The organism is Mesorhizobium sp. WSM4845, from assembly GCF_055811455.1.
The window spans coordinates 76,970-97,866 of record NZ_JBVVQA010000013.1 but is presented as its reverse complement, the minus strand read 5'-3'; the positions used below and the strand labels follow the sequence as shown (position 1 = coordinate 97,866).

The following is a 20,897-nucleotide window of genomic DNA, read 5'->3' as shown; positions in this document are numbered from 1 at the left end:
AGTGTGGACCCGCGAAATAGTAATCCATCCCGTGTAACAGCTTCGTCGCAGGTGCAGGACTCCGGCTTGGAAGAGGGGCAAGCGGGCCAGGCCCGGCAAGTGGGCGATGAGCAGCACCTTGCCGAGGCCCGGAGGCTGTTCAATCAAGCTGACGAGTCGCCAACCAATCCAGAAGAGGTTCTGCGACTTGAACAATTGAGCGCAGGGCTTGAGCGAGGGCAGGATCAAGCCGCCTCGTCTCTTTTCAGCGAGCCAGGGATGCCCGCTGGACCGGGTGACCTCAACAGCATCGTGGCGGACGCTTTCGCAGCGGCCGGCTCTGGGCACGCCGGAGTTGAGGTCGCCGGCCCGCCGTCGTTAGCTGCCAGCCAACAGCAGATCCGGCCCTGGCCGGAAGCGCTTGGCCAGGGCAACCACCTGCTACCCGAGTGGGTGATCATCAACGACGAACATTACACAGCGCTGGTGCGGCCAGCCGAGAGGCAGAGGGCCCTGAATACGCCGCAAGCCGCCGCCATTCAGCCGCCGCTGAGCGAAATCGGCAATTCAGGCGGCCGCGTGCCGATGCAGCCCCTCGTGCAGCAATTGGGTGAATTGCCATTGGAAGGGGTACCCGTTCAAGGGAAAGGGTCCGAACACACCCGAAGGCTGCATGCGGAGGCTGCGCCGTCCGCATGGTCTGAGAAGCACCTCGCTGCGATCGAGAACTCCATAAACGTCTCATTTGCGGTCCCCAAAGGCTTCTCCCATGGGACTCACCGCGTCCCAGACGCGATGCTCCCTTTCGTGGACCGCCACGACCCCTTGCCGAATGCGGGCCAGGCCCGGCAAGCGGGCTTTGAGCCGCACGTGGCCGAGCCGCGCCGAGCCGATCCTGTCGCGAGTGGCGCCCGTGCTACCGGCTATCCCCATTTGTCCGACGGACACCGGGACCTTATTGATAAAGCGATCGCCCACGCTGCGGCTCAGAAAAAATATGACGAGAGCACGGTTCGAAAATACACGTCTGCACTTCGCCGATTGGCAAATGATCTCGGCGCTCGTGGCCAAGCGACTGACCTAAAAAATCACCAATCCTTGGTCGATCACGCCGATGCTTTCTTTCCGAAAAAGGAGGAAATAAAGAGGGCGTTGAACGTCCTCCGTGCCTATCATGAGCCGGGCTATTCAGCGGCTGTTGGTGCCTCTGCTACCCGCTATCCCCATCTGTCCAACGAACACCGGGACGTGATTGACAAGGCGATCGCCCACGCTGCGGCTCAGCAACACTATAGCGCGCAGACGCTCGGAATATACACGTCTGCGCTTCGCCGATTAGCGAATGATCTCGGTGCTCGTGGCCAAGCGACTGATCTAAAAAATCACCAATCCCTGGTCGATCACCTCGATACTTTCTTTCCGAAAAACAGGGACATAAAGCCGGCGTTGAACGTCCTGCGTGCGTATCATGAGCCGGGCTATTCAGCGACTGGCCGGTGGCCAGTGACGGCGCCCCCAAAGGCAGACGCGCATGTCCTGGAACAAGTGGCCAGTGACAGCAGCTTGGCCTTAACCACCCGTCTTATCTATGGTCGTAATCTTCGCAATTTTTCTAAGGCGCTTGAGAGTCAGGGCCAGACGATCTCTGGGCTGGATCATGATTCGCGGATCAAACTCGCCGAGGGGTTGTTTCCAGGCAATCGTTATCTCCGCTTGGCGTTGGGACGGGTTCGCGATGCGAAGCGCGCGTCAGACAACAGCGTGGCGGACGCTTTGGCAGCGGCCGGCTCTGGGCACGCCGGAGTGGAGGCCGCCGCCCCGCCAGCGTTAGCTGCCAGCCAACAGCAGATCCGGCCCTCGCCGGATGCGCTTGACCAGGGCAACCTCCTGCCACCCGAGCGGTTCATCATTAACAATGAACATTCGAGGGCGCCGTTGCGGCCGGCGGAGAGGCAGGGGACTGATAATCCGCAAAGCATCGCCATTCAGCAGCCGCTGAGCGAAGGCGGCCGCGTGCCGATGCAGCCCCCCATGCAGCAGTTGGGTGAATTGCCATTGGCAGGGGTACCCGTTCAAGGCCCAGGGTCCGAACACATTGGAAGCCTGCATGCGGAGGCCGCGCCCTTTGCAAGGTCTGAGGCGACCCCCGCTGCGGTCGAGGACTTCATAAGCATCTCATTCGCCGTCCCTGAAGGCTTCTCCCATGGGACTCAACGCGTCCCAGACGCGATGCTCTCTTCCTTGTACCATTATGGCCTGTTGCCGGACGCGGACCAGCCGGAATGGAACTACGAGATTAAAGGTCACGGCTACACCGCCCGGAGGCCAGAGGGAGGCAACGACGTTTGGCTTGTCGATCGCGGTGCGATGAGGGAAGCTGCAGTGGCGGCAGTATCGGCAAGGGCTCCAGGACACGCCTTGCCTGCGACCGCGAGGCTGTCAGACACCTATCGCGGTGTTCCGTTGGTCGATCTGACCACCTCTTCCGATGCACGGATCGGAGCTTTTCCGTCAGGCTCGTCCAACCTCCCCGAGGGGGCGGTGCTCGGCGCCGACCTGCTGGGCGACGCCCATATCCACAGGGATTACCGGTTGCTGGAGCAGGACCTGCAGGAGGCCCACCCAGCGCTCGCCGCCCGAACGCGGCTGGTGGATCCTTTGGTCTCCCAGCAACTGCGCCGTCACGACCGGGACCCGCAACTTACATTGCTGTCCATCTATCATCAAAACGACGTCGCAGCCGACTTCGTGTTCCTGCCGGTGAACAGTGGCAATCCCATGGCTATGGTGGAGAATGATGGACGCAACGAGCATTGGTCGCTGCTGCTCGTTGATCGCCGCGACCCGGAAAGAGCGGTCGCCTATCACTACGACTCCATCCATCAGAGCTATGGACGGGGATACAACAACGCGCCTGCACTAGAGCTCGCAGCAAGACTGGACGCGACCGCCCTGGTGACACCCGAAATGGCCCGGCAGAATAACGGTGTTGATTGCGGCGTCTTCGTGGTGGACGGCACGCGCGCGCTGGTTCAGAGATTGGCGAACCAAGAGTGGCCAGTCCCGCAGCTGCCGCTGGACCTCAACGACCTCGTTGCCGATCGGCAGGCGCTGCAAAACCGACTGAGGGAGGAGCGCTTGCCGCACGAGCTTGCCGCAATCCCCGCGGACGCTTTTGCAACAGCTGGGTCGCAGGTGCAACACGCCGTCTTGCAAGAGCAGCAAGCCCGACAAGTCGCGCCAGCGCCGTTTGAAAGGCACTTGGGCAAGTCGCGCGAGGCCCAGGACGAGCTGACGCGTACACTTGACAGGAACAACCTCGTGAACAGCGGCGGCGTCATCATCAACAATGAACATTCCACGGCGCTGTTGCGGCCAGCCGAGAGGCAGAGGGCTCTGAATACGCCGCAAGCCGCCGCCATTCAGCCGCCGCTGAGCGAAATCGGCAATTCAGGCGGCCGCGTGCCGATGCAGCCCCTCGTGCAGCAATTGGGTGAATTGCCATTGGAAGGGGTACCCGTTCAAGGGACATGGTCCGAACACATCGGAAGGCTGCATGCGGAGGCCGCGCCCTTCGCAAGGTCTGAGGCACCCCCCGCTGCGATCGAGAACTCTAACGTCTCATTCGCCCTCCCCAAAGGCTTCTCCTATGGGACTCAACGCGTCCCAGACGCGATGCTCTCTTCCGTGGACCGCCATGACCCCTTGCCGGATGCGGGCCAGGCCCGGCAAGTGGGCCTTGAGCAGCACGTGGCCGAGCCGCGCCGAGCCGAACCTGTCGCGAGTGGCGCCCGATATCCCCATCTGTCCGACGAACACCGGGACACTATTGATAAGGCGATCGCCCACGCTGCGGCTCAGCAAAAATTGAGCGTGAGAACGCTCCAAAATTACAGGCGTACACTTCGCCGATTGGCGAATGATCTCGGCGCTCGTGGCCAAGCGACTGATCTAAAAAATCACCAATCCCTGGTCGATCACGTCGATGCTGTCTTTCCGAAAAACGAGGATATAAAGGCGGCGTTGAACGTCCTGCGTGCGTATCATGAGCCGGGCTATTCAGCTACTCGCGGGTGGCGAGTGCCGGTGCCCTCAAAGGCAGACGCGCATGTCTTGGAACAAGTGACCAGTGACAGCAGCTTGGCCTTAACCACCCGTGCTGCCTATGTTAGTAGTCTTCGCAGATTTTCTGAGGCGCTTGAGAATCGGGGCCTGACGATCTCTGGGCTGGATCATGATTGGCGGACCGAATTCGCCGAGGCGTTGTTTCCAGGCAACCGCAATCTCCTCTCCGCTCTGCAACGGGTTCGCGATGCGGAGCCCGCGTCAGACAGCATCGTGGCAGACACTTTCGCGGCGGCCGGCTCTGGGCACGGAGTTGAGGCCGCAGCCCCGCCAGCGTTAGCTGCCAGCCAACAGCAGATCCGGCCCTGGCCGGATGCGCTTGACCAGGGCAACCACCTGCCACCCGAGCGGGTGAACAATGAACATCCCACGGCTTGGCGGCCAGCGCAGAGGCAGAGGACTGATAATCCGCAAAGCATCGCCATTCAGCAGCCGCTGAGCGAAATCGGCAATTCAGGCGGCCGCGTGCCGATGCAGCCCCCCATGCAGCAGTTGGGTGAATTGCCATTGGAAGGGGTACCCGTTCAAGGGACATGGTCCGAACACATGGGAAGGCTGCATGCGGCGGCCGCGCCCTCCGCAAGGTCTGAGCCCCACGCTGCGATCGAGAACTCAATAAACGTCTCATTCGCCCTCCCCAAAGGCTTCTCCCATGGGATTCAACGCGACGCGATGCTCTCTTCCTTGGACCATTATGGCCTCTTGCCGGATGCGGAAAAGCCGGAATGGAACTACGAGATTAAAGGTCGCGGCTACACCGCCGAGAGGCCAGAAGGGCGCAACGACTTTTGGCTCGTCCATCGCGGTGCGATGAGTGAAGCTGCAGCGGCAGCAGTACCGGCAAGAGCTCCAGGACCCGCCTCGCCAGCGACCGCCAGGCTGTCAGACACCTATCGCGGTGTTCCGTTAGTCGATCTGACCACCACCTCCTCCGATGCACAGATCGGAGCCCTTCCGTCAGGCTCGTCCAATCTCCCCCGGGGGGCGGTGCTCGGCCCCGACCTGCTGGATGACGCCCATATCCACAGGGATTACCGGTTGCTGGAGCAGGACCTGCAGGTGGCCCACCCGGCGCTCGCCGCCCGAACGCGGCTGGTGGATCCCTTGGTCTCCCAGCAACTGCGCCGTCACGACCGGGACCCGCAACTTACATTGCTGTCCATCTATCATCAAAACGACGTCGCAGCCGACTTCGTGTTCCTGCCGGTGAACAGTGGCAATCCTTTGGCTACGGTGGCGACTGATGGACGCAACGAGCATTGGTCGCTGCTGCTCGTTGATCGCCGCGACCCGGAAAGAGAGGTCGCCTATCACTACGACTCCATCCATCAGCGCGATGGACGGGGATACAATGACGCGCCTGCACGAGAGCTCGCAGCAAGACTGGACGCAACCGCCCTGGTGACACCCGAAATGGCCCGGCAGAATAACGGTGTTGATTGCGGCGTCTTCGTGGTGGACGGCACGCGCGCGCTGGTTCAGAGATTGGCGAACCAAGAGTGGCCGGAACGGCAGCGGCCGCTGCACCTCGACAACCTCGTCGCCGATCGGCAGGCCCTGCAAAACCGACTGAGGCAGGGCCGCTTGCCGCACGAGCTTGCCGCAATCCCCGCGGACGCATTTGCAGCAGCCGGGTCGCAGGTGCAACACGCCGTCTTGCAAGAGCAGCAAGCCCGACAAGTCGCGCCAGCGCCGTTTGAACGGCACTTGGGCAAGAAGCGCGAGGCCCAGGACGAACTGACGAGTACACTTGACAGGAGCAACCTCGTGAACAGCGGAGGCGTCATCATAAACAATGAACATTACACAGCGCTGTTGATACCGGCGAAGAGGCAGAGGACCGATAATCCGCAAACCCTCGCCACGGGGCGGCAGGCGAGCGACGCAACCACGACGCCCATCAAGCAAGCCTCCGATCAAGCCCGAGCGGACCTCATGGCTTCCTCCAGAAGCAGAGAGCGCTCCGACGCGGGGCGTTGAGCTCGATGTCCGGGGAAGCAGAACAGCTCTTTGGCGACGGAGAGGCTGATGCGATCTCCGGACCGGTAGCTCTCGCCGTAATTGATCAGGCTGGCACTGTTGGCAGGCGATTGTAGGCCTGGAACTCGCCGATCGCCAGCCAGGCGCTGAGACGATCGCCGACCTCAAGATCGAGGACGATGTCCGCGGCCGATCGGCCAATGAACGCCGTGCGATGCGTCAGGAAAATAGCCGCGCTATTGTCGCCGATCTTGAACCTTGACTGCGCGAAAAGCTCGGCCTGATCAGTCAGAAGATCAGGCTCGCCGAGGCAATCCGCTACACGCTCTCACGCTGGGAAGGCCTCTCGCGCTTCCTTGACGACGGCCGTATCGAGATCGACAGCAACACCGTCGAGCGCTCAATCCCGCAAGAACGCGCTCTTCGCTGGCTCGACGGCGGTGCCGAACACTGGGCAGTCATTGCGTGCTGATCGAAACCTGCAAGCTCAATGGTGTCGAGCCACTCAGCTATCTCGCCGACGTCCTCACCAGGATCGTCAACAGCCATCCGAACAGCCAGATCAACGACCTGCTGCCTTTGGCCGACATCCGGGCGCCCGAGCTAAAGGCGTGGCCTGAGAACACCGCTTACGCTTGATCAGCCTCGGCCAATCTCAAGAATAGCTGCTGTCACGCGGCCAAGGTACCTCCGTAGCTAACGTCTACGTCAGCGTTGAAGAAGTACCCTGCACCACGGCATGTCTTGACTAGGCGAGGATTGGCCGCATCAGCCTCCAGCTTTCGGCGCAAGCGCATGATTAGGACATCGATACTTCGATCGTACACCTCTTCTCCACGCACACGGCTCGCGAGCAAAAGCCGTTCTCTGGATAGTACGTTGCGGGGGTTCTCCAGAAATGCGATCAAGAGATTGAACTCACATGCGGTAAGCTTCACCTCGCCACGCTCCGCACAGATCAGTCGCCGCTGCTTCACGCTGAGCTTCCAGGCCCCAAAGCGAAATGAGCGCTGATCTCTGGTTCGCGGACTAGACATGCGCTCGCGTAGCGCTACTCGAATGCGGGCCAAGAATTCGCGCATCCCGAAAGGCTTGGGAATGAAATCGGTTGCGCCGAGCTCCAGTGCAACCACTTTTTCCGCCTCATCAAGCCGGTCGCCGCTGATCACTATGATAGGAACATCCGATTTTGTCGCCAGATTGCGGACGATCGCAAGTCCATCCTCCCGGCCTAGGTTAAGGTCAACAACCACGAGATCGACTGGCTCATGTGAAAGAACATAGTCAAACTGCTTGCTATCGTGGACTGCGGTTACCTTCAGGGCATGCATCGTGAGATACTCGGCGATGAGGCGCCGCATTGCGGCATCATCGTCAACGACAAGAACATGTTTCAACGGCTCACCTTCAATTTTGAATCCCCTTGTCTAAACCTGATGCCGAGCAACCCTGGGGCACCGACGCAGAACAGCTGCCCCTGATACCACTCGCCGTTGCGTGAGGCCAATGTGAGGCCGTGCTCGTCCTGGTCTTTTCATCCATAGCGAATTGCCCGCATCCAGGCAGCCCGTGGCCACCAGACAGGTCCAAGCACCGACATGACCCTGCCGTGTGGTCCTTCCGCTTTTTCGCTTCGAGCTCCCCGTTGGTGCAGACCTGCCAATACCACTCGAGTTCGACCTCATGGATGCCAAGTTTTCCTGCTATGCCCTTGCATCCTCGTCATCCTGAAGTTTGCGGACCTGGATCATCTCGACATCCTCCGGCTCGTGGATCCGGCTCGGACATGGTTGAGCAGCGCGGCGTTGGTTGATCGGAGAGGCGGTCGGCGGAAGAAGACCGTGATTCGCTGCAGCGGGCTTGTGCCAAATAGTATGTCTCCTGCCAAGCCGGCTTCGTCCAAGGTGGCCAGCGGCCTCAAAGCTGTTTCGGGCGGCCGGCAGGTCGCCGGTTGCGGTGAACGTCCGGGCTTACATTTCTCAGTTACTGCAGCTCCTCCATCTTGAGCGTGTCACTATGCTTGTCCATTGCGCCGTCGGACTCCGTTAATGGCGTGCGGTTTTCTGCCGATGGGACTGTGCATGATCCACCCGTTGCCGGCGGCGACCGAACAGCTGAACCAGGCTCGCACCAGGATGGGCTGCGCCGCCACGTATTCCCAGTTGAGCCTCGCCCCCGCGGATTTGCGCCTTCGAGCCAGCTTCGCGGACCAGCTCGCGTCTCAAGCAATGATTTGAGTGTGCAGGGCCGCGCATGGCTGCTCTTAAAGCACCGGCAGCATACCGGCACAGTTGGGCTGCTTTATCGCCTTCGTCGATTCCCCACGGTGATCCCGAGCCTGAACAAACCCGCCAAGCTTCCCATTTTGTCCTTGGCTTGGCGCTGACAGAAGATCCCATCACCATCCATGACGACGAAGTCGCGGGCCCCAGTCCAGGAGCAACGGACGGCGGGGACGAGCAATCCTGCACAGGAGTCATCATACCAAGATGCTCCGGATGTCGCTGGCTGATCGGGCCCGCGCCACCCACGCATGCGCAAGATGCTCACCCATGCTGACACGAACACGGTCTTTGCTTCAGTTGAAACCGAAAAGCTGAAATTGAACATCACACAGTAACAAACCTCCCTGATAAGCGCGTGCCGGACAGGGCCAGAACTCGTCCGGCGGCTTGGAAAGGTAGGTGATAGGGAATGTTTATTGCAGCTTGGCCGCTGGCCATCGTCCTGTTGACATCCATGTCACTCCCAGCCGATCCCGCGCCACTTTCTCCCCGTGAGTTCCACAGCCTGTCGCGCAAATGCGCTCCATGGGTTGCGCCGTCCACCCTCGCCGCGATTGCCAAGATTGAAAGTGGCTTTGAACCACTGGTGGCTCATGACAACACCACAGGTGAGCAGCTTCGCTGGATGGATCACCTGGAAGCCACGCGAGGCATCAAGCACCGCCTCGAAGCACAACATTCTGTCGACGTTGGATTGATGCAGATAAACAGCAACAACTTTCCCATGCTCAACCTCACGCCGGAAAAGGCTTTCGAGCCCTGTGCCTCGCTTTCGGCTGCCGCCCACTTGCTTGAAAGCCGGTATGCCGGCGGCACGAGTGCTCCGGCGCAGCAACTTGCGCTTCGCCGTGCCATCTCGGCCTATAACACGGGCGACGTCACGCGTGGCTTCACCAACGGTTATGTACGCAAGGTCGAGTCGGCCGCAAAGGACATCTCAAGTCTCCTCGAGCGAACGCTGGAGCCGACCGCTCAAGATGTGCCAGACCTTGAGGCAGCCGGTCCGAAAACCGTGCCCCCTCTGCTCGAACAGAGCCAACAGACTAATGAAAAGCAGCCCGCACAAGAATCGTGGGACGTTTGGGGCTCCTATCGGCGAAACCGCTCCGGGGCCGATCCCTCCGGTCCGACAGGCAGCCAGGCTGCGGAAGAGCCGGAACCCTCGAACCCGAACAAACTCGTATTCGATTGAATCATGGAGATGCAATGATGAAGCCACTCAAAATACTTCGTACGTTTAAAACGCGTGTTCCTTCGCCTTTTTCCATGCTGCGCATGGCGGCTGAATATATACCGGCCGCTGCTGCAGGCGCGGCGTGGACGGTCTTCTCCAGCGGGCCAGCCGCGGCTCAGGTGACCGGAGGGACGGATCCCGCCAAGATGGTCCAGAATATCTGCACCTTCATACTTGGCCCCTTCGGACAATCACTGGCCGTGCTCGGACTCGTGGCCATCGGTATTTCTTGGATGTTCGGTCGTGCTTCACTTGGCCTGGTTGCGGGTGTCGTTGGAGGGATCGTCATCATGTTCGGCGCCAGCTTCCTGGGCAAGGCGCTCATAGGCGGTGGCTGATGAGCGACCGGTTGGAAGTGAGCACCCTCTATGTGGCGGCGACACGCCCCGCACTGTTCCTGGGGGTGCCGCTGACGCTGGCCGGATTGCTCATGATGTTGGCTGGGCTCGTCATCATTATCCTTCAGAATCCACTCTACGAAATCGTGCTCGTGCCACTCTGGTTCGGAGCACGGCTGGTTGTTGAGCGTGACTATAACGCCGCAAGCGTCGCGCTTCTCTATTTGCAGACTGCCGGCAGAAGCGTGGACGGGCCGGTCTGGGGCGGCGCGAGCGTCAGCGCCAATCCGATCAGAGTGCCGAAACGCGGAAGAGGAATGGTGTAATGTTTGGCGCCAGTGGCAGGACCGAGAGATCTGGCGAGATCTACCTTCCGTATGTTGGTCATCTAAGCGATCAGGTCGTCCTTATGGAGGACGGATCGATCATGGCCATGGCACATGTGAACGGGCTGCCGTTTGATTTGGAAGACGCTGAGATGCGCAACTCGCGCTGCCGCGCGTTCAACACTCTCTTGCGCAACATCGCCGATGACAATGTCACGCTATACGCGCATCTTGTGCGAAACAACGATGTGCCAGAGCCGGCATTGCGTCAGTTTCAAAGTGCATTCGCTGGCAGTCTGAGCGAGGTCTACGAGAGCCGTGTGCTGTCGGGCAAGCTCTTTCGCAACGATCACTTCCTCACTGTCATCGTGTTCCCCCGCACCGCAATCGGCAAGATCGGCTGGCGCATTGCCAAATCCCCCAGGCGCAATGACAACGATCTGGCCACACAAATACGAACCCTGGAGGACCTCTGGCAGATCATTGCTGGGTCACTCGGCAGTTACGGTCTGCGCCGGTTGGGTGTTCGTGAGAAAGGCGACGTGCTCTTCACGGAAATCGGTGAGGCGCTTCGGCTGATAATGACTTGCCGGTTTCTCCCGGTTCCGATGGTTTCCGGCTCACTTGGCGCTTCGATCTACACTGACCAGGTCATATGCGGGAAGCGGGCGCTGGAGATTCGAAGACCCGGGGATAGCTCCGTGGGGTCATTGTTTTCGTTCCGTGAATATCCGGCGACGACGCGGCCAGGCATGCTAAATCCGTTGCTGTCCGCCAACTTCCCGCTTGTCCTCAGCCAGAGCTTTTCCTTCCTCACTCGGCCACAAGCTCATGCGAAGCTTAGCCTTAAGTCCAGCCAGATGACGAGCGCCGGCGACAAGGCTCTCACCCAGATCAATGAACTTGCCGAAGCAGAGGACGCACTGGCTAGCAACGAGTTCGTCATGGGTTCACATCATTTGAGCCTGTGCGTCTATGCCGACAGCCTCAACAGCCTTGGAGATCGCGCAGCAAATGCCCGCGCAAGGCTGGCCGACACGGGTGCCGTTATCGTCCAAGAGGGTATCGGCATGGAGGCCGCGTACTGGTCCCAACTTCCGGGGAACAAGAAGTGGCGCACGCGCCCCGGGGCGATCACCTCGCACAATTTTGCCGGGCTTGTCTCTTTTGAGAACTTCCCAAGTGGTTCCACTTCCGGCCACTGGGGCAAAGCGGTTGCGCGCTTTCGCACGAACGGTGGAACTTCTTTCGACTACATCCCGCATGAGAATGACGTCGGTATGACGGCGATATTCGGACCCGTCGGCAAAGGCAAGACGACGCTGATGACGTTTATCCTCGCGATGCTTGAGCAAAGCGTGGTGGATCGCGATGGTGCCATCGTCTTTTTCGATAAGGACCGGGGTGGTGAACTGCTGGTGCGAGCCACCGGAGGGACATATCTAGCGTTGCGCAGAGGCGCTCCGAGCGGCTTGGCCCCTCTGCGTGGACTGGACAACACCTCCGCCTCGTTGGACTTTCTGCGCGAATGGTTGATGGCTCTAATCGAGAGTGACGGCCGTGGCCCGATCTCGCCGGAGGAAAGCCGTCGACTGGAGCGTGGCATTGTTCGTCAACTTTCGTTCGAACCCGTCATGCGCTCAATTGCGGGCCTGCGCGAATTCCTGCTGCACGGCCCCTCCGAGGGCGCTGGAGCGCGGCTGCAGCGGTGGTGTAGAGGGAATGCACTTGGATGGGCCTTTGACGGCGATGTCGACGAAGTAAGGCTGGATGCCTGCATTACCGGCTTCGACATGACGCAGCTCCTGGAATTTGAGGAGGTCTGTGCGCCCGCCGCCGCGTATCTTCTGCATCGCGTGGGCGCTGTTGTCGATGGGCGTCGGTTCGTCATGAGCTGCGACGAATTTCGCTTCTATCTGCTCAACCCCCAGTTCTCGGCTGTTATCGACAAGTTCTTGCTCACCGTCCGCAAGAATAATGGGATGTTGATACTCGCAACGCAGCAGCCTGAACACGTGCTTGAATCGCCTCTCGGAGCCAGTCTCGTTGCGCAATGCATGACGAAGATTTTCTACCCATCACCGACGGCGGACCGGGGTGCGTATGTCGATGGCTTGAAGTGCACCACGCAGGAGTTCGAGGCAATCCGCCAGGGAATGGCAATTGGCAGCCGCAAGTTTTTGCTCAAGCGCGACAGCGGGAGTGTTGTTTGCGAATTCGATCTCGGCCAGATGCGCGAGCATGTAGCCGTACTCTCGGGGCGGGCCAACACCGTGCGCTTTGCCGACCAGCTTCGTGACCAGCACGGAGATGCCCCAAGTGCGTGGCTCGACGAGTTCATGGCTCGTTACCACGAAGTTCAAGACTGACGGAGGAATATTCATGAGATTTGCCAAGCTTGCAGCAACAACGCTCGCTACTTCCTTTCTGCTTAGCACACAGGCCCGGTCGCAATTTATTGTCAGCGACCCAGTAACAGAAACACAATCGGCCTTAACAGCGGCTTCCACTGCGGCGATCCTTATAAAGTCAGCCGAGACGCTCGCTACCACGATCGAAATGGTGGAGATGCTAACGTCGTCATTCGGTGTCACGGGACTGCTGGGCGCACTGAATCAAGGAAATCACTACCCGTCGAGCAACAAGCTGGAGGGGCAGATGTTTGATGCTCGGGCGCCAGCTTCGATTATGGCGCGTAACATTGCGCAGGACTCAGATCGGAGAGTCACCGGCACCGATGCGGAAGGGAAACTGTTAGAGGAGCAAATCGCTGGTGCCGCCAATGCCGCAGGTCTTGCAGCCGACACTCTGGACGTAATGGACAAGCGCCTTAAGGCTAACGACAACACGCTTGGTCAGCTTTCCAGCTCGAGAAATATTGTGCAGGCCACGGTGACCAATGGTCTGGTCCTCAAGCAGATTCACGATGCGATCATCCAAAATGCCCAGGCCACGAGTCTGCTGACGATGGCCACTGCACAAGCAAGCCTTCACGCCGCAGAGGAGGCCGCGATGCAGCGTCGCGAACGCCAGAAGACCGCTCGCATTTTTGGCGTCCTCCCGTAAACGACGCTGAGTTCATCCGGCTCAGCTGCGCTGATCAGCGACAAATCAGGCTCACGCCATGACTTTCAAAATTCACGCGCCATTCACGGCTATAGACACGATCTTTCATCAGGCCTTTACGTTAGGGCTGCACAACGTGCTTGAAAAAATCCAAGAGGCGGTCAGCGCGCCTCTGGTTGCGTGTGTCACGCTTTGGATAATAATCCAAGGCTGTCTGCTCATGCGTGGTCAAGTCGATGCGCGCGGGGGTATCTCGCGCGTAATCATGGTATCGATTGTCGTTGCCCTTATCTTAAGCCAGGCCAACTACCAGCAGTACATTGAAGCGGTCTTCGACAAGACGATTCCAAGGCTTGCTCACCAGATCAGTGGCAGCGACTTGCCCTTCATCGGTATCCCCCAGAAGCTCGACATGATGTTTGCTTTAACTCAGTATTCCCTTCAGGTGATTGCTTCCGAAATTGGGCCTATGAATGGCCAGGACATACTTGCTTTCCAGGGAGCGGAATGGATTTTCTACGGCGCGCTGTGGACAGCATTCGAGATCTATGATGCCGTCGGAATTCTGACGAAGGTGCTTTTGGCGATCGGCCCCCTGGTTCTTGTAGGCTACCTTTTTGATCACACTCGAGACATGGCTACCAAATGGATCGGCCAACTGCTCTCGTATGGGCTGCTGCTTCTCCTCCTCAACATCGTTGCAACGATAGTTATCGCTGCCGAAGCAGCCTCGCTGGGAGTCATGCTTTTGGTGATCAAAAACTCCGGTACGACAGCAGCCAAGATCATCGGGCTTTACGAACTCGACATGCTTTTCCTGGCTGGCGACGCTCTGATCGTCGCGCTTCCGGCGATCGCCAGCAGCATCGCCGGCGGCTCTTGGGCAGGTACGAACCAACTGCCTAGCAGCCTCACTCGCCCCCCTGCCAAAACGGCGGGTCGTTAATCAATCACTAGCGCGGTGCCAAAATGAAATATTGCCTAATTTTATCAATCCTAGCTCTGGCCGCCTGCAAGACAACCAATGGGCTTGCGACCTGTGCGGGTACGCCATTCCAACTGAACGTGGGACAATGGGAAATCACCCCTGAGGATCTTCAGGTCGATTGCGCGGAAGAGCCCAAGTGAAGTTTCCTGAACATGCCCTTCTGGTGGAGAGAGAAACGCTAGCCGCCCACTACAAGGAGGTGGAAGCGTTTCAAACGTCACGAGCGAAGTCTGCGCGGCGCCTGTCAAAGACCCTTATAGCCTTTGCGGCGGCGGCGGTCCTAGGAAACGTTGCGCAGGCATTTACCATCGCTGCCATGGTCCCGTTGGCCAAGCTCGTGCCTGTGTTCCTTTGGGTACGGCCGGATGGGACAGTTGACAGCGAAGTGTCAGTCTCTCAACTGCCGGCAACCCAAGACCGGGCCGTCGTAAATGCTTCGCTGTGGGAATATGTACGCCTGCGCGAGGGCTACACAGCAGATACAGCCCAATACGGCTATGATCTCGTATCCAGTTTCAGCGCACCGGCTGTGCGACAGGAATATCAAGATTACTTCAACTATCCGAATCCCACCTCGCCGCAAGTCACGGTCGGCAAGCGCGGCAAGCTCGAGGTTGAGCACATTTCCTCAAATGACATCAGTCCGGACGTTCAACAGATCCGCTACAAACGCACTCTTATCGTTGATGGGCAGATGCCGATGGTGACCACCTGGACAGCAACCATCCGCTACGAGCGCTTGACGGGTCTGCCTGGGCAATCGAGGCTGACCAATCCGGGAGGACTACTCGTTACCTCCTATCAAGCCTCGGAAGATAGTGTATCAATCCCGGGGCCCGTACAGCCATGACAAAACGAGCGTTTCTCGCGCTGGCCTGTTCACTTTTCTTAACGATCGAGGCGTCCGCGGAAGACACACCACTTGCCGGCAAGCATGATGCACGGATGCGCTACCTGGCTTACCGTCCCGACGAAGTGGTGCGTCTATCGACCGCAGTAGGGGCAACGCTGGTTGTCACATTCGCGACCAACGAGACCGTCGCAGCCGTGGCCGTTTCCAATAGCAAAGACCTGGCTGCGCTCCCGCGCGCCAACTATCTCTTTTTTAAGGCTAGCCGGATGCTCCCGCCGCAGCCGGTCATCGTGCTGGCCGAGAGTGAGTCCGGTACACGGAGATACGTATTCAGTATTTCAACGAGAGCGATGCCAAAACTCGATGAGCAGCAACCTGACCTATACTACAGTGTGCAGTTCACCTACCCTGCTGATGAGGCTGCTGCTCAGAGAAAGGAAGCAGAAAGGCGCTCGATTCTTGGTCAGGCCCGGGCGAAAGTGCTGCAAGAAGACAGAGTTCAGGATTTGTTGAATCGGCCCGCCGCAACCGCCAGTCCGGACGAAAGCAATTTCCACTACGTCGCAAAGGGCGACCGATCGCTGGCGCCGCTGGAAGTCTTCGATAATGGCTTTACGACCGTATTTGGCTTCGCAAGCAATTCCCGCATACCCTCCCTCTACGTTATCAATCCCGACGGCAAGGAAGCCGCTGCCAATTACACAGTCAAAGGGGACTATGTTGAAGTATCCGCAGTCGCCCGGGAATGGCGTCTGAGAGATGGCAATACGGTCTTGTCCATTTTCAACAGGGCTTATGATCCTGTGGGACGAGCGCCAAAGACCGGTACAGTGAGACCCGACGTGTGGCGCGTTTTGAAAGGCTCGGGCCGATGAATGAAACCGGCCCACAGTCGGCACACGATGTCGATGCATCCAGATCGATCGTCTCGGAGCCGGCCCGCCGGCATCTATCGGGATCGCAGAAGTTGGCCGTCGCTGGTCTTGTTCTCATCTCATCTCTATCGCTCATCTGGCTCGGGGGTCGTCCCAGCACACAAGATGAACCATCTCAGCCAAAACCGCCAATTTTCCCCAACGCTGAGCCATACCGCCCTGTGCCAATCGAGATTGCTCCCGAACCTCCAGCACCCGTACAGGCGCCGCAGGCGGCAGATCCTGCGCCATCCACGCCGCCAGCGGCGCCAGCTGATCCGCCGCCGGAGGAAACACCAATTTTCGCCTACAGTAGCAGCAGTCAAATGCCCGACGACGGTCAGCGGAGCGAAGACCACCATAAGGATGCTCCCGCGACCGAGGATGAGTTTTCAATTGGTGGCGATCTGTCAGGGCGATTGAAGCCAGAAATACAGGAGCCAAGCCGGGCTACACTTTTGCCGCACCCTGATCTCGTGATCACTCAAGGAACTATCATTCCCTGCATTTTGCAAACGGCAGTCGACACAAATCTACCGGGTTATGTGAAGTGCGTGTTACCTAAAGACGTCCGCGGCGCCACCAACAATGTCGTGCTCCTGGATCGCGGGACGACCGTGATTGGGGAGATCCAGCGGGGTCTCCAACAGGGGGATGCGCGTGTCTTCGTGCTGTGGACGCGCATCGAAACGCCTGACCATGCCCTCGTGTCGATAGCATCGCCGGGCGCTGACGAACTCGGCCGCTCCGGTATGCCTGGCACGGTGGATAATCACGTCTGGCAGCGCTTTGGCGGAGCAATGCTCATGAGCGTCCTTCAAGGCGCGTTTCAGGCGGCCGGTCAATATGCGGCTAGCTCTGGCGAAGGAAGCGGCATCAACAGCTTCCAGAGCAATGGTGGACAAGCCGTCGAGACGACACTGAGAGCGACGATCAACCTTCCGCCAACTCTGAAGAAAAACCAGGGAGATGCTGTATCCATCTTTGTGGCTCGGGACCTCGATTTCTCAGATGTATACGATCTTAGAGCGACCGCCGTGGCGCCAGCCCCCCAACATCGCGAACGCCGGAGAGACAAAAATGCGATCGGAGGCTGATCCTCAATTGCGTTTGCTTCTCGACCCCGTTCTGAAATGGCTTGAGGAGCCAAGGACCGAAGAGGTCGCTATCAACCGGCCTGGGGAAGCCTTTGTCCGACAGGCCGGCGTTTTCACGAAACATCCGCTACCGCTATCTTATGACGATCTGGAGGACATCGCGATCCTCGCTGGAGCGCTGCGCAAGCAAGATGTCGGACCGCAAAGCCCCCTCTGTGCGACTGAGCTGCCGAACGGAGAGCGGCTGCAGATCTGTTTGCCGCCCGCTGTTCCCTCAGGAACAATAAGCCTGACCATACGGCGTCCCTCAAGTCGTGTGACCGAGCTTAAGGAAGTTTCTTCTCGCTACGAATACTCGCGTTGGAATCAATGGCGGTCACGAAAGGAGCGCCAAGAGCGGCAGGACGAAACGATTCTTCAGCACTACGACCATGGTGACTTGGAGCAATTTTTGCGAGCGTGCGTTTGCGGGCGGCTCACGATGCTGCTTTGCGGACCTACTGGAAGCGGCAAAACGACAATGAGCAAGACTTTGATCAACGCTATACCCCCGCAAGAGAGACTGATAAGTATCGAGGACACGCTCGAACTTGCAATCCCGCATGAGAACCATGTCCGGTTACTCTATCCAAAAGACCAGGCAGGCATAGGTGCGGTGACGGCAGAGCAACTGTTGCAAGCCAGCTTGCGCATGCGCCCTGATCGAATATTGCTGGGTGAGATGCGCGACGATGCTGCATGGGCCTACCTCAGCGAAGTCGTCTCCGGCCATGCGGGATCAATATCAACGATTCACGGGGCAGATCCGGTCCAAGGCTTTAAAAAGCTCTTTTCACTCGTCAAGAGCAGCCCGCAAGGAGCCGCTGTGGAAGACCGCACGCTTCTTGACATGCTGTCGGCTGCCATTGACGTCATTGTACCGTTCCGTACCCAAGGCGAAGTATATGAGGTGGGAGAGGTATGGCTCGCCGCCGATGCCCGGCGACGGGGAGAGACAGTAGCCGACCTTCTTAACAAGCACTAAGGCTAGAACAAAGTCTCGGGCTCGATAGGTCGATTGTGATGTGACGCGTCATTTTGTTCTGCTTCGATGCCTCTTTGACGGGCTTTCTCAGATTGCTTGGGTAGCCTGAGCGAGTCAGCGGCATCATGCCATCATCATTGTACGAATTGCATGCTCCATTGTCCTGGACGAGACCGGCTTCGCTAGCCAAAGGACGAAGGCCTGATTAGCAGATGTGACCGGCATGAGGTCGATTTCACCGACGACTATGACAGGCACCGTCATGAGGGTGGGGCATGCGGATTCTGCCTGTTCTCGCTCGAGGAAAGGCATTTTACCCAAGATCAGCAGGTCGGCTGCTTTCCCGCTCTCGATCCAGCCGCAAAGGCTTTCGAAGGTCGCGAAGCCGACCGGCTTATAACCCAGCGCGGCGATATTCTTCTTGTAGATCTCCAACTCTGCTGGGTCGGGCTCCACGACTGCAATGATTTCTCCGTTGCCAAGTGATCCGTCGTATGGGCCGACAGCGATGTCAGCGCTGACTGGCTCCTCCTCGGAGGCCGGTAAGTAGATATCAAAGCGGGTACCTCGGCCAACAGCCGAGGTGACGTCAAGGCATCCTGCGAGCGCGCTCACGTGCCTGTCAACCGCAGCAAGACCCAGCCCGGTCCCGCCGAGGCGAGAGCGGGTGGTAAAAAAGGGCTCAAAGACATGCGGAAGTATCGAAGTTGCAATTCCCGGGCCATCGTCGCTGATGGAGAGGAGAACGTAGTGTCCAGGTCTCAAGGTGCCCCGAGCCAGTGGCTTTGTTTGGCACACTTGGGCGCGGGAAACGCTAATCTCGACACGGCCCTGGTTCAAGACAGCCTCCGACGCGTTCTTGCACAAATTCATAAGGATTTGCTGTATCTCGGTTGGGCTGCCCTCGACCACCGTTTGCCACTCATTGATCTTGAAATTCAACTGAACACCCGCACGAACTGTAACCCGCAGCAATGGCGCAAGATCCATAACAATCTCGGAGACGCTGATAGGCACTGCCACGCGCTTCCGGTTTCGGCTGAGTGACAAGATCTGGTCAACGATCAGCTTGGCTCGGTGTCCAGCTAAGATGATTTGGTCGATGTGGTTCCGAATCCTAGAGGGTCGACGCACCAGCCCTTGGGCAATCTCTGAATATCCGATTATTGCGCCTAAAATATTGTTGAATTCATGTGTGGCGCCGCTTGCGATCGTGCCGACGGTCCTCAGCCTTTCCACATGCTCCCATCGACTCACCAGAAGGTCGCGTTCGGCATTTACTCGTTGCATTTCAAGATGGTTGCTCAAACGCACAATGGCACTGGCAAGAACCCGCAGGTCGTCTGCTGAGGGGAGTGAGCGATCTCGTTCAAAAACAAGGATGCAAACCACAGCCTGCTGATCGGAGGCCCTGCAAGCAACAATTTGACAAACACCGGAAGTGCCTAGGGCGGTCCGAACCATTTCCGCCGCCGGAACGACGCGAAACACTGGTCGTCCGGCACGGACAAGTGAAACGACTTCATCAATAAGCGCGACGTTCCAGACGGGTATGCACGTGTTCGCCACAAAGCACTCAGTCTGCCTGCTGAGACTCGGATCCACCAGAGCAAGCGCGCATTGATGCGCATCGAAAACGCGTTGCACGACTCTAAGCGCTCCTTCGGTGGAAAAGCACGCCGAGGCGTTCTTTGCTTTGCTATCGTTGAAGCGAGATTCGATCTCACGCATTGCCTCTTCAAGCTGCAACCGCCTTTTCAGCCGGTTCATCCGCAGATGCTGCCTGGAGGACCGAATGATCGCAAACAAGCAGAGGCATATGGACAGCAAGCCAAAGAAAAATCGCGTACGCTGCGCTTGCGCGCTGGCCAAGCTGTAGCCTTTCAGATGCTCTCGCTCCAGTTCGGCGGCCCTGGAGGACGTGTCGAGGGATGCGATCTGATTGGCAGCTTGGTCCAACCTCCATAAACAAGACAGGAGACTGCGGAAAATGCCCAAAGCATCCGCGGCAGCCCGGGCCTGGCTCGGAGCAAATCGGTCGGGAGGCTGATCCATCTGTGATGCAAGGGTGAGCCCCGGTTCGGCCGAAAACGCGATCAGCTTAGACAGTGCAACTCTGCGCGACGATGCCCCCCCAAGGCGACCAAGCGAGCGAGCAAGATCTGCGAGACAGTTTTGCACAAGCTGATCTTGCTTGACCAAGGCTGAGACGGCAGCCTCTTTGTTTTCGATCGAGTTTATGAGCTGCGCGCGCAATCTGGATTGCCCGGAGCTCTCATCGGGCGAAGTCTCGGGAGGGCGTTGCAAGTTTTCACGATTCCTTTGCAATGCCTGTCCGGTAGAAGCAACCGATCGGGAGTCCAATACCATATCCGTCCGAGCGCGGGCGACGTCGCGCCGGAGCAATGCATCGTTGATCTGAATCGTTCGCAGTTGGCTTAGGATCGCGTCGTTGATCTGCGGGGGCTGCCGCTGCGTCCCGACCAAGAGCGCAATCGAGGCGGCTAGGGCGATTACAATTGCTTTGTCGGAACTGAGCCGTGTTTCCCAAGGAAACGGCGTTTGATCCGCGGTGCACGCCTTGCGAAGATCGAACCTGAAGTCCAGCTCGCCACGGGTTCGGTATGCGGCCGGATGCTGCTGGAATAGGAAAGCCACGCCTACCTCTCCCCTTATGAGGACGGTTCA

At 58.7% G+C, this 20,897-nt stretch carries 14 protein-coding genes and 1 pseudogene; 13 read left to right on the top strand and 2 right to left on the bottom strand.

What is annotated here, in order from left to right; all coding sequences use genetic code 11:
- The first annotated feature begins 66 nt into the window (after positions 1 to 66).
- Both AC0L2C_RS16740 and AC0L2C_RS16735 read left to right on the top strand, forming a co-directional pair.
- Entirely contained in the window at positions 67 to 6,084 is a 6,018-nt protein-coding gene (locus AC0L2C_RS16740; protein ID WP_473523897.1) for a Ulp1 family isopeptidase, read from the top strand.
- Between the two features lie 125 nt (positions 6,085 to 6,209).
- Positions 6,210 to 6,723: pseudogene (locus tag AC0L2C_RS16735) on the top strand (IS66 family transposase); the annotation flags it as partial.
- A gap of 32 nt (positions 6,724 to 6,755) precedes the next feature.
- Here the strand turns inward: AC0L2C_RS16735 and virG are convergent.
- Complete coding sequence (virG, locus tag AC0L2C_RS16730; RefSeq protein ID WP_473523896.1) at positions 6,756 to 7,481, bottom strand: two-component system response regulator VirG; 726 nt, start codon at positions 7,479 to 7,481, stop codon at positions 6,756 to 6,758.
- 1,297 nt (positions 7,482 to 8,778) lie between these two features.
- Here virG and AC0L2C_RS16725 point away from each other — a divergent pair.
- The 11 genes from AC0L2C_RS16725 to virB11 are packed head-to-tail and all read left to right on the top strand — an operon-like array spanning position 8,779 to position 18,209.
- Positions 8,779 to 9,561: a type IV secretion system lytic transglycosylase VirB1 gene (locus AC0L2C_RS16725; protein WP_473523895.1), complete on the top strand. Its 783-nt coding sequence runs from the start codon at positions 8,779 to 8,781 to the stop codon at positions 9,559 to 9,561.
- Positions 9,562 to 9,575: 14 nt separating this feature from the next.
- Positions 9,576 to 9,941 carry a pilin major subunit VirB2 gene (virB2, locus tag AC0L2C_RS16720; RefSeq protein WP_473523894.1) on the top strand — a complete coding sequence of 122 codons (366 nt, stop codon included), beginning with the start codon at positions 9,576 to 9,578 and terminating at the stop codon, positions 9,939 to 9,941.
- Entirely contained in the window at positions 9,941 to 10,267 is a 327-nt protein-coding gene (locus tag AC0L2C_RS16715) for a type IV secretion system protein VirB3 (RefSeq protein ID WP_473491954.1), read from the top strand. The genes virB2 and AC0L2C_RS16715 overlap by 1 nt, the downstream gene beginning before the upstream one ends.
- A complete protein-coding gene (gene virB4 / locus AC0L2C_RS16710) occupies positions 10,267 to 12,636 on the top strand; it encodes a type IV secretion/conjugal transfer ATPase VirB4 (RefSeq protein WP_473523893.1) in 2,370 nt (789 codons plus the stop codon). Before AC0L2C_RS16715 ends, virB4 begins: the two co-directional genes overlap by 1 nt.
- 13 nt (positions 12,637 to 12,649) lie before the next feature.
- Positions 12,650 to 13,333, top strand: coding sequence for a TrbJ/VirB5 family protein (locus tag AC0L2C_RS16705; RefSeq protein WP_473523892.1), 684 nt, complete (start codon positions 12,650 to 12,652; stop codon positions 13,331 to 13,333).
- A gap of 58 nt (positions 13,334 to 13,391) precedes the next feature.
- Positions 13,392 to 14,279 (top strand): type IV secretion system protein, encoded by an 888-nt coding sequence (locus AC0L2C_RS16700; protein WP_473523891.1) that lies wholly within the window; start codon positions 13,392 to 13,394, stop codon positions 14,277 to 14,279.
- A gap of 23 nt (positions 14,280 to 14,302) precedes the next feature.
- Positions 14,303 to 14,461, top strand: coding sequence for a type IV secretion system lipoprotein VirB7 (locus AC0L2C_RS16695; protein WP_473523890.1), 159 nt, complete (start codon positions 14,303 to 14,305; stop codon positions 14,459 to 14,461).
- Complete coding sequence (locus tag AC0L2C_RS16690) at positions 14,458 to 15,171, top strand: type IV secretion system protein VirB8 (protein WP_473523889.1); 714 nt, start codon at positions 14,458 to 14,460, stop codon at positions 15,169 to 15,171. The genes AC0L2C_RS16695 and AC0L2C_RS16690 overlap by 4 nt, the downstream gene beginning before the upstream one ends.
- Positions 15,168 to 16,049 (top strand): P-type conjugative transfer protein VirB9, encoded by an 882-nt coding sequence (locus tag AC0L2C_RS16685; RefSeq protein ID WP_473491948.1) that lies wholly within the window; start codon positions 15,168 to 15,170, stop codon positions 16,047 to 16,049. The genes AC0L2C_RS16690 and AC0L2C_RS16685 overlap by 4 nt, the downstream gene beginning before the upstream one ends.
- Positions 16,046 to 17,185, top strand: a complete 1,140-nt coding sequence (gene virB10, locus AC0L2C_RS16680) for a type IV secretion system protein VirB10 (RefSeq protein ID WP_473523888.1) — start codon at positions 16,046 to 16,048, stop codon at positions 17,183 to 17,185. The genes AC0L2C_RS16685 and virB10 overlap by 4 nt, the downstream gene beginning before the upstream one ends.
- A complete protein-coding gene (gene virB11, locus AC0L2C_RS16675; protein ID WP_473491945.1) occupies positions 17,169 to 18,209 on the top strand; it encodes a P-type DNA transfer ATPase VirB11 in 1,041 nt (346 codons plus the stop codon). The genes virB10 and virB11 overlap by 17 nt, the downstream gene beginning before the upstream one ends.
- Positions 18,210 to 18,332: 123 nt before the next feature.
- Here the strand turns inward: virB11 and AC0L2C_RS16670 are convergent, their stop codons facing one another.
- Entirely contained in the window at positions 18,333 to 20,867 is a 2,535-nt protein-coding gene (locus AC0L2C_RS16670) for a two-component system VirA-like sensor kinase (protein WP_473523887.1), read from the bottom strand.
- Positions 20,868 to 20,897: the final 30 nt, after the last annotated feature.

What these genes read in the sequence shown, in the direction of transcription:
- virB2 (WP_473523894.1), top strand. Translation starts at nt 9,576, where the DNA reads ATGATGAAGCCACTCAAAATACTTCGTACGTTTAAAACGCGTGTTCCT.
- AC0L2C_RS16685 (WP_473491948.1), top strand. Translation starts at nt 15,168, where the DNA reads ATGACAAAACGAGCGTTTCTCGCGCTGGCCTGTTCACTTTTCTTAACG.
- virB11 (WP_473491945.1), top strand. Translation starts at nt 17,169, where the DNA reads ATGCGATCGGAGGCTGATCCTCAATTGCGTTTGCTTCTCGACCCCGTT.
- AC0L2C_RS16695 (WP_473523890.1), top strand. Translation starts at nt 14,303, where the DNA reads ATGAAATATTGCCTAATTTTATCAATCCTAGCTCTGGCCGCCTGCAAG.
- AC0L2C_RS16715 (WP_473491954.1), top strand. Translation starts at nt 9,941, where the DNA reads ATGAGCGACCGGTTGGAAGTGAGCACCCTCTATGTGGCGGCGACACGC.
- virB10 (WP_473523888.1), top strand. Translation starts at nt 16,046, where the DNA reads ATGAATGAAACCGGCCCACAGTCGGCACACGATGTCGATGCATCCAGA.
- virB4 (WP_473523893.1), top strand. Translation starts at nt 10,267, where the DNA reads ATGTTTGGCGCCAGTGGCAGGACCGAGAGATCTGGCGAGATCTACCTT.
- AC0L2C_RS16705 (WP_473523892.1), top strand. Translation starts at nt 12,650, where the DNA reads ATGAGATTTGCCAAGCTTGCAGCAACAACGCTCGCTACTTCCTTTCTG.
- AC0L2C_RS16700 (WP_473523891.1), top strand. Translation starts at nt 13,392, where the DNA reads ATGACTTTCAAAATTCACGCGCCATTCACGGCTATAGACACGATCTTT.
- AC0L2C_RS16725 (WP_473523895.1), top strand. Translation starts at nt 8,779, where the DNA reads ATGTTTATTGCAGCTTGGCCGCTGGCCATCGTCCTGTTGACATCCATG.